A 6,955-nucleotide genomic window follows, 5' to 3' on the forward strand; every position below is an offset into this window, starting at 1 on the left:
CGCGGCCCGCTCGGCGAGCGCCCGCGGGCCGTCGGAGGCGTCCTTCTCCCCCTTGGCGCGGATGCCCTCCGCGGCCCGCTCGGCGAGCGCCCGCGGGCCGTCGGAGGCGTCCTTCTCCCCCTTGGCGCGGATGCCCTCGTTGAACGCGTCGTCCAGGTCCGCGCCGATCCAGCTCGCCCGCGCGTAGTAGTCGTGGATCGAGACGGTCTCCCCGGCCGCCTCCGGGCCCTCGAGAGCGTCGCGGACGAAGAGGATCTGCGCCGCCAGATGCCCGGCCAGGCCCCGTACGCTGAACTCGGCCAGGGCACTCGGCTCCTCCCAGGCGGCGGCCACCTCCGGGGCCGCCAGCAGGTCCGCCGCCGCCGAGGCGGCGTCGAGGAAACGCTGTCTGGACGCTGTCACGCGATGTCCCCGTCTCGTCAGCCGTAGTGCTGCCCGGTGCAGCCGACGCTGCCGCCGATGGTCGCCAGGATGCCGAGCACCGACATGATCTGCCCGTAGTCGTCGCTGGTGAACTCCACCGAGCGCGTGCCGGCGCGCTTGACACCGGGGATCATCGCACACGACTCGGCCATCGACGTCGACGCCCAGTCGATGCCGAGGGTGTACGGCGCCTCGACCACGTAGGGGCGGAACCGGTCGAGGTCGCGCAGCGCACGGGCGGCCGCGGCACGGATCAGCGACTGGGCCCGCGCGGGCGGCAGCACCTCGGCGGAGTAGCGGTCGATGCCCTTCTTCACCTCGACCGTCTCCACGTCGCCGAGCAGCACGCGGGCCTCGGCGCAGGCCGCCTCGTCGCCGGTGACCAGCGCCACCGGCACGCCCATCGAGCCGGCCAGGCCGGCGATCAGCCCGATCTCGCCGCAGACCTCGCCGTTGAGGTAGAGGTTCTGGATCTCATAGCCCATCCACGTGTGGTTGAGCACGCCGTGCGGCACGCCGGCGCGGGCGTGGTAGCCGATGAACATGGCCGCGTCGTGCGACGGGCCGATGCCCTGGCCCATCCGCAGCGGGCGGTACGGCCCGCGGATCAGCGTGCACCGCTCGTCGATGAGGTCGGCGCGGATGTTCTTGGTGCTGCCGTGCGCGTCGGTGACGACGACGTCACCCGCGCCGGCCTCGTACGCCCCGGCGACGGCGGCGTTGGCGTCCGCGGTCATCAGCTCGCAGCCGCGTTCGTATCCGCGGCCCCCGGCGCGCATCTCGTCCGGATCGGTGAGCCCGGAGACGCCCTCCATGTCGACCGACACGAAAACCCTCATGTGGAGAACCCCCCTCGCGATACGGCAAGCACGACCGTACCGCGCGGGGGGCGGATGGTTCACCCGTCGGCGGCGCCCGGCGCGAGACGTGCTGTATACATGGGTTCGGTGCGATTCCAAGGTGCGGCGGTGACAGCCCGCCGGTCTCGACGTTCGGAGCGAGACGACCCGGTGTGACTCCGGGGCCACGCGGTCATACCCCGCCACCTCTCGGGCCTCCTGCCAGGCCCCTGACGTCCCCTGTGGTGAGGCTCGTCCTCCCCTGTCGAGAGGTGGTGTCGGATGTTCACCGGAAACATCCATGAGATCGGCACGGTGCTGGCCGCCGACGGCGCTCACGTGGTGATCGACGCGCCGGAGGTCGCCGCCGGCGCGCCCGGTGCGGCCTGCGTGAACGGCGTGGGCCTCACCGTCGTGCCCGAGGCCGGCACGCTGCGGGCCGTGCTCTCGGCCGAGACCCGGCGCCGATCGACCCTCGACCGCGTCCGGCCGGGCGCGCGGGTCAACGTGGAGGCGCCCCTCGCGCTGGGCGACCCGCTCGCCGGCCATCTGGTCCAAGGCGACGTGGACGCCGTCGGGAAGGTCGCCAGGGTCGACGACGAGGGAACGGCCCGGCGTCTGTGGATCAAGCCGCCGGAGCGGTTCCTCGCGCTGATCGTCGCCAAGGGGCAGGTCGCGGTCGACGGCGTCAGCCTGACCGTCGCCGAGGTGTCCCGCGACAGGTTCTCCGTCGTGCTGATCCCCTCGACCCTGGGGGCGACCACTCTGGCGGACCTGTCGGCCGGCGACCGCGTCAACCTGGAACCGGACCTGGTCACCCGGCTGACCCGATGCCGCCCGCACGACCCGGGGGAGGCGGTGGCCCGGGTGGTCGCCGCGCTGCCCTGGGCGGGACGCCTGCGCGGCGCGAACGGGGTCCAGAAGGCGGTGGCGCAGTTCGCCACCGGCGGCGCCGTGCTCATCTGGGACCCCGACCGTGAGGCCGAGGGCGATGTGGTGTTCGCCGGGGCACGGCTGCGCCCGCAGGCGTTCACCTTCCTGCTCACCCGGGTGTGCGGGCATCCGACCGTGCCGTGCGCGCCCGAGGTCCTGGAGCGGCTGGGCATCGGACCGGTTCCGGGGCCGGGTGACCGGCACGGCACCCGGCCGCACGTACCGGTCGACCTCGCGGCCGGAACCGGAACCGGCGTATCGGCGGCCGAACGCGCCGCGACCGTACGCCGCCTGGCCCATCCGGACGCCGCGCCGGAGGACTTCCTGCGGCCCGGCCACGTCTTCCCGCTGGCGGCGCGCCCCGGAGGTCTCGCCGAGCGCGCCGGGCACACCGAGGCCACCGTCGCCCTGTGCGCCGCGGCGGGTCTGGCGCCCGTCGGAGTGTGCTGCGAGGTGATGAACCCCGACGGCACCATGGCCGACGCCGCCGATCTGGAGATCTTCGCCCTGCGCTGGGGCCTGCCCCTGCTCGACGTCGCCGACCTCCACCGGCACCTGTGACGCCGCGCCGACCTCGTTCTCGGCGGCCTGACGTCCAGGACCTCATCCGGCGTCGTCGAACACCACCGGCGCACGGCGACCCTGGCCGCCGGGCGCGGTCAGGTGACGGGCTCCGGCGGAGCGTGGCCGACGGTCGCCAGCAGGTGCGCGACCAGGGGGTTCCGATCGTCCCCGCGCCACCCGACGGCGACGCGTGTGCGGGCGGTGCCGGGCTCGATCCCGCGGAACGCGACGCCCTTCAGGCGGATGTGCCGGATGCTCGCCGGGGCCAGGGAGACGCCCAGTCCGCTTCGCACGAGCGCGCACACGGTCTGCCACTCCACCGCGTGCTGGGATATCCGGGGGGTGAAGCCCGCCGCGGCGCACAGGCCGGTGATCTGGTCGTGGAGTCGCGGGCCGACCTCGCGGGGCAGCAGCACGAACGGCGAGTCCGCCAGCCGCGCGAGTCGCACGGTCCGCCCGGCGGACAGTGGGTGGGTGGACGGCAGGACGGCCACGAAGGGCTCGCTCAGTATCGTTGCGAAGCGGAGTTCCGCCTCGTCGGCCGGGGGTTCGCGCAGCAGTCCGATGTCGATGGCCGCCCCGCGCAGGGCGGCGATCTGTGGCGCGGTGGTCATCTCGTGGATGTCCAGGTGCACGCCGGGAAACCGCTGCCGGAAGGTGCGCAGCAGGCCGGGCAGGACGGTCAGTGCGAGGGAGGCGGCGAAGCCGATCCGCAGCCGGCCGGCCTCTCCGCTCCCGACGGCCCGGGCCGCGGCCAGGCCGGCCGTGAGGTCGGCGAGGGCCCGCCGGGCGGCCGGGAGAAGCTCGCGGCCCGCCGGGGTGAGCGTGACGCGCCGGGGCTCGCGGTCGAACAGCGGGTGGCCGACCTTGTCCTCCAGGCGGCGGATCTGCTGGCTCAGCGGCGGCTGGGCGATGTCCAGACGCGCGGCGGCGTGGCCGAAGTGGAGTTCCTCGGCGAGCACGACGAAGGCGTGCAACTGTGCCAGCGGCAGTTCGGGGCGCTCCATACGCCTAGAGATATCAAGCGGCGCCGGAGGGCGTATTAGACGTATCCGCGCTGGTCCCCTTAGCGTTCGGCGCATGACAGAGCGACGCGCGATCCTCAGCGGCTCGACCTTCGAGGAGCAGATCGGCTACGCCCGCGCCGTGGTCGACGGCGACCGGGTTCATGTGTCGGGGACCACCGGGTTCGACTACGCCACCATGACGATCTCCGACGACGTCGTGGAGCAGGCCGAGCAGTGCCTCCGCAACATCGGGGCCGCGCTGGCCGAGGCGAAGTGCGCCTTCGCCGACGTGGTGCGGGTGCGCTATCTGCTGCCCGACCGGGCGGACTTCGAACCCTGCTGGCCGGTCCTGCGCCGCTGCTTCGGTGAGATCCGGCCGGCCGCCACGATGCTCGTGTGCGGCCTCGCCGACCCCCGGATGAAGATCGAGATCGAGGTGTACGCGCGGCGGTCCGCCGCGTGAGGCCGAGCCGCGTGAGGCCGATCGGGCGGGGTCAGGAGCCGGTGACCAGGCGGCGCAGGGCCTCGGCGGCGCGGGCGTCCGCCTCGGCCTGGGCGACCAGCTCACGGGCCAGCGCCTGGATCCACACGTCCAGGCTCACCTGGTCGCGGGACAGCACCACGCCGCGCACCTCGTGGTGGACCTCGGCGACCGGCCGGTGACCGCCCGTCAGCGACAGGGTGCGCTCGCCCAGCCGGACCACGATCCGGCTGGGGTGGCCCTCGCGCCCCTTGAGACGGTCACCGAGGCTCCGCTCGTACTCGACCGTCACGCTGCCCGGCGGCAGGGCGTCGGCCAGGCTCACCGTGAGCACGCGCGCGTAGGTGGCGACGTCCGCCGCGTCCTGCCGCAGCGCGGCGGCCACCATGTCGAATTCCATGAGGACCAGTGAATCAGCGGTCGAGGCCGAGCACCATCTGCGGCTTGGCGATCACATGATCGGCGCGCAGCGGGCGCACGGCGGTGCCGATGGCGAAGAACTCCATCGTGTGGCCGCCCCACTGGTGGTGGAACTGGTCCAGGTACACCCCGACGATGCCCTCCGCGTGCAGCGCCTGGCCCTCGGCCTGCATGCGGCTCATCGCCAGTTCCCGCGCGTCGTACAGGGCCTGGGTGAACTCCGGGATCTCGACGTTCTGCCCCATGCTGCCGAGCACCGACCCGAGCCGCCGGTGCGCGACGTGGTACACGCACGTGCCCATGACCATGCCCAGCGGGGCGTAGCCCGCCTGGATGAGGGTCCAGAAGTCCTGGCCGTTCAGGTCGGAGGTGAACGGCTGGTTCTTGTTGTTGCGCCAGTTCTGCGAGGTGTCGTCGGCCTTGACCGCGGTGCCGATGGCGATGAACTCGGCGATGTCGCTGCCGAAGTCGCGGAACTCCACGCGCAGGCGCACCCCGACGATGCCGTCCGCGCCGAGCTGGTCGGCCTCGGCCTCCATGCGGGTCATCGCCAGCTCACGTGCGTGGTACATCGCGCCGGAGAGCTGGTCGAGCTCCATGTTCTTGCTCCACCGGCCGACCTGGATGCCGACGTGGTAGATCGAGCTGCCCAGCACCAGGCCGAGCGGCCGGAAGCCCGCCTCGCGGACCAGCAGGAACTCGTTGACGGACAGGTCGCTGGTGAACAGTGCCCCGGGGGCTCCCGGCCGTAGCTCGGCGAGGCGTGCCATCGCGTCGGCGGGGACTCCCTGGGAAACGGGATCGGTCATCTGTCTACAACCTCATGATCGTCAGCGAGGAGGGCGTTCGGTGGGTGGTGCGGAACTCGGCGACGGCGGTGCCGATGATCGTCGTCTCGACGACGTGGTCGTGCTGCTTGTCGTTGTAGGAGCATTCGCGCTCGCGTACGCGCAGGTCGATGCCGGACACCACGACGCCGTCGGCGCCGGTTCGCGCGGTGTCGGAGAGGAAGTGCGCGCGTGCCTCGTGCCGGGTGACCGAGACGAGCTCGGTCCAGCCCACCACCTCCTGGGCGGGGGCGAACGTCCCGGTCGACCAGCCGGTACGCCAGTCGTCGTGGCGTACACCCACCGAGGCGCCCATCACGAGGTCGACCGGCACCCAGCCGGCCTGGATGAGCTTGGCGAAGTCCTGGCCGCTGAGGTGGGACAGGAAGACCCGGCCGGGCCGTACGGGACCGGCCGCGCGCACGGCCGTGCCGACCGCCTGGAACTCCAGGTGATGTGCGGCGCCCTGGAACGGCGCGATCGTGAGTTCGACCGCGACGACGCCGTCGCCGCCGAGCGCCGCGCACTCGGCGGCCATGCGGCTCATCGCGGTGTGCCGGGCTCGGTAGAGCGTGTCGACGTAGGTGCCGTATCCGCTCCAGGCCCCCCGCACGCCCGAGGTGACGGTGACGGCGGCGCCCGACCCGAAGAGCCCGCTGCGGTAGCCGCAGTCGACCCTCGCGCCGTACCACCAGCCGAGGTTGTGGACCGTGCTGCCCATCACCTGGCCGACCGGTTCGAACCCGAGAGAGCGCAGGCCGGCGAACTCACCGACGCTCAGGCTGGAGGTCCACGTGCCCGTCTGCCGTGCCTGGTCGAGCCGGGCCATGGCGGCCGGCGGCAACTGCGGCTGGGCCACGCTCACCTCCTGGTCTTCGGTACGGGTCCACGACGTGTGACGTACGGGACGGGAGGCAGGTTCCGCTCAGCGGCCGATGAACTTCGCCTTTCCCGGTCCTTCCTCGACAAAGCTCCGCATCCCGATCTTCTGGTCCTCGGTGGCGAACAGGCCGGAGAAGTGCACCCGCTCGATCTCCAGCCCGGTGGCGAGATCGACCTCCAGACCCGCGTCGACGGCCTGCTTGGCGGCGCGCAGCGCGGCCGCGGGCCCGCCGGCGTACCGCGCGGCCAGCTCCTTGGCGGCCTCGTACACCTGGTCGTCCGGCACGACCTTGTCGACGAGCCCGAGGGCGAGCGCCTCGTCCGCCGGGACGTGCCGGCCGGTGAAGATCAGGTCCTTGGCGCGGGACGGGCCGATCAGCCGCGGCAGCCGCTGCGTGCCCCCGGCGCCGGGGATGACGCCGAGCAGGATCTCCGGCTGACCGACCTTGGCCGACTCGCCGGCGACCCGGAAGTCGGCGGACAGGGCGAGCTCCAGCCCGCCGCCGAGCGCGTAACCGGTGATCGCGGCCACGACCGGGGCGCCGATCCCGGCGACGGCGTCCAGCGCGCGCTGCAGGG

At 72.9% G+C, this 6,955-nt stretch carries 9 protein-coding genes; 2 read left to right on the top strand and 7 right to left on the bottom strand.

What is annotated here, in order from left to right:
* Both ACFFNX_RS37190 and ACFFNX_RS37195 read right to left on the bottom strand, forming a co-directional pair.
* Positions 1 to 402, bottom strand: a 402-nt coding sequence (locus tag ACFFNX_RS37190; protein ID WP_378210730.1) for a maleylpyruvate isomerase N-terminal domain-containing protein, incomplete at its 3' end; no start/stop codon positions are given.
* Between the two features lie 17 nt (positions 403 to 419).
* A complete protein-coding gene (locus tag ACFFNX_RS37195; RefSeq protein ID WP_378210731.1) occupies positions 420 to 1,262 on the bottom strand; it encodes a M55 family metallopeptidase in 843 nt (280 codons plus the stop codon).
* A 282-nt stretch (positions 1,263 to 1,544) separates the two neighbouring features.
* Between ACFFNX_RS37195 and ACFFNX_RS37200 the strand changes: the two genes are divergently transcribed.
* Positions 1,545 to 2,756: a 3,4-dihydroxy-2-butanone-4-phosphate synthase gene (locus ACFFNX_RS37200; RefSeq protein ID WP_378210732.1), complete on the top strand. Its 1,212-nt coding sequence runs from the start codon at positions 1,545 to 1,547 to the stop codon at positions 2,754 to 2,756.
* Between the two features lie 98 nt (positions 2,757 to 2,854).
* On the opposite strand, the gene ACFFNX_RS37205 is transcribed toward ACFFNX_RS37200, so the two are convergent.
* A complete protein-coding gene (locus ACFFNX_RS37205; protein ID WP_378210733.1) occupies positions 2,855 to 3,766 on the bottom strand; it encodes a LysR family transcriptional regulator in 912 nt (303 codons plus the stop codon).
* Between the two features lie 73 nt (positions 3,767 to 3,839).
* On the opposite strand from ACFFNX_RS37205, the gene ACFFNX_RS37210 reads away from it, so the two are divergent.
* Entirely contained in the window at positions 3,840 to 4,229 is a 390-nt protein-coding gene (locus ACFFNX_RS37210; protein WP_378210735.1) for a RidA family protein, read from the top strand.
* A 31-nt stretch (positions 4,230 to 4,260) separates the two neighbouring features.
* Here ACFFNX_RS37210 and ACFFNX_RS37215 read toward each other — a convergent pair whose 3' ends face one another.
* From ACFFNX_RS37215 to ACFFNX_RS37230, 4 genes are all read right to left on the bottom strand, one after another.
* Entirely contained in the window at positions 4,261 to 4,647 is a 387-nt protein-coding gene (locus ACFFNX_RS37215) for a hypothetical protein (protein ID WP_378210736.1), read from the bottom strand.
* Positions 4,648 to 4,660: 13 nt separating this feature from the next.
* On the bottom strand, positions 4,661 to 5,476 hold the full coding sequence (locus ACFFNX_RS37220; protein ID WP_329256178.1) for a heavy metal-binding domain-containing protein: 816 nt from the start codon (positions 5,474 to 5,476) through the stop codon (positions 4,661 to 4,663).
* 4 nt (positions 5,477 to 5,480) lie between these two features.
* Positions 5,481 to 6,353 carry a heavy metal-binding domain-containing protein gene (locus ACFFNX_RS37225; protein ID WP_378210737.1) on the bottom strand — a complete coding sequence of 291 codons (873 nt, stop codon included), beginning with the start codon at positions 6,351 to 6,353 and terminating at the stop codon, positions 5,481 to 5,483.
* A 66-nt stretch (positions 6,354 to 6,419) separates the two neighbouring features.
* Positions 6,420 to 6,955, bottom strand: a 536-nt coding sequence (locus tag ACFFNX_RS37230) for an enoyl-CoA hydratase/isomerase family protein (RefSeq protein ID WP_378210738.1), incomplete at its 5' end; no start/stop codon positions are given.

This window comes from Actinoallomurus acaciae (genome assembly GCF_042429965.1).
GTDB lineage: Bacteria > Actinomycetota > Actinomycetes > Streptosporangiales > Streptosporangiaceae > Actinoallomurus > Actinoallomurus acaciae.

Coding starts and splice junctions, on each gene's coding strand:
- ACFFNX_RS37220 (WP_329256178.1), bottom strand. CDS start 5,476: ATGACCGATCCCGTTTCCCAGGGAGTCCCCGCCGACGCGATGGCACGC.
- ACFFNX_RS37200 (WP_378210732.1), top strand. CDS start 1,545: ATGTTCACCGGAAACATCCATGAGATCGGCACGGTGCTGGCCGCCGAC.
- ACFFNX_RS37210 (WP_378210735.1), top strand. CDS start 3,840: ATGACAGAGCGACGCGCGATCCTCAGCGGCTCGACCTTCGAGGAGCAG.
- ACFFNX_RS37195 (WP_378210731.1), bottom strand. CDS start 1,262: ATGAGGGTTTTCGTGTCGGTCGACATGGAGGGCGTCTCCGGGCTCACC.
- ACFFNX_RS37205 (WP_378210733.1), bottom strand. CDS start 3,766: ATGGAGCGCCCCGAACTGCCGCTGGCACAGTTGCACGCCTTCGTCGTG.
- ACFFNX_RS37215 (WP_378210736.1), bottom strand. CDS start 4,647: ATGGAATTCGACATGGTGGCCGCCGCGCTGCGGCAGGACGCGGCGGAC.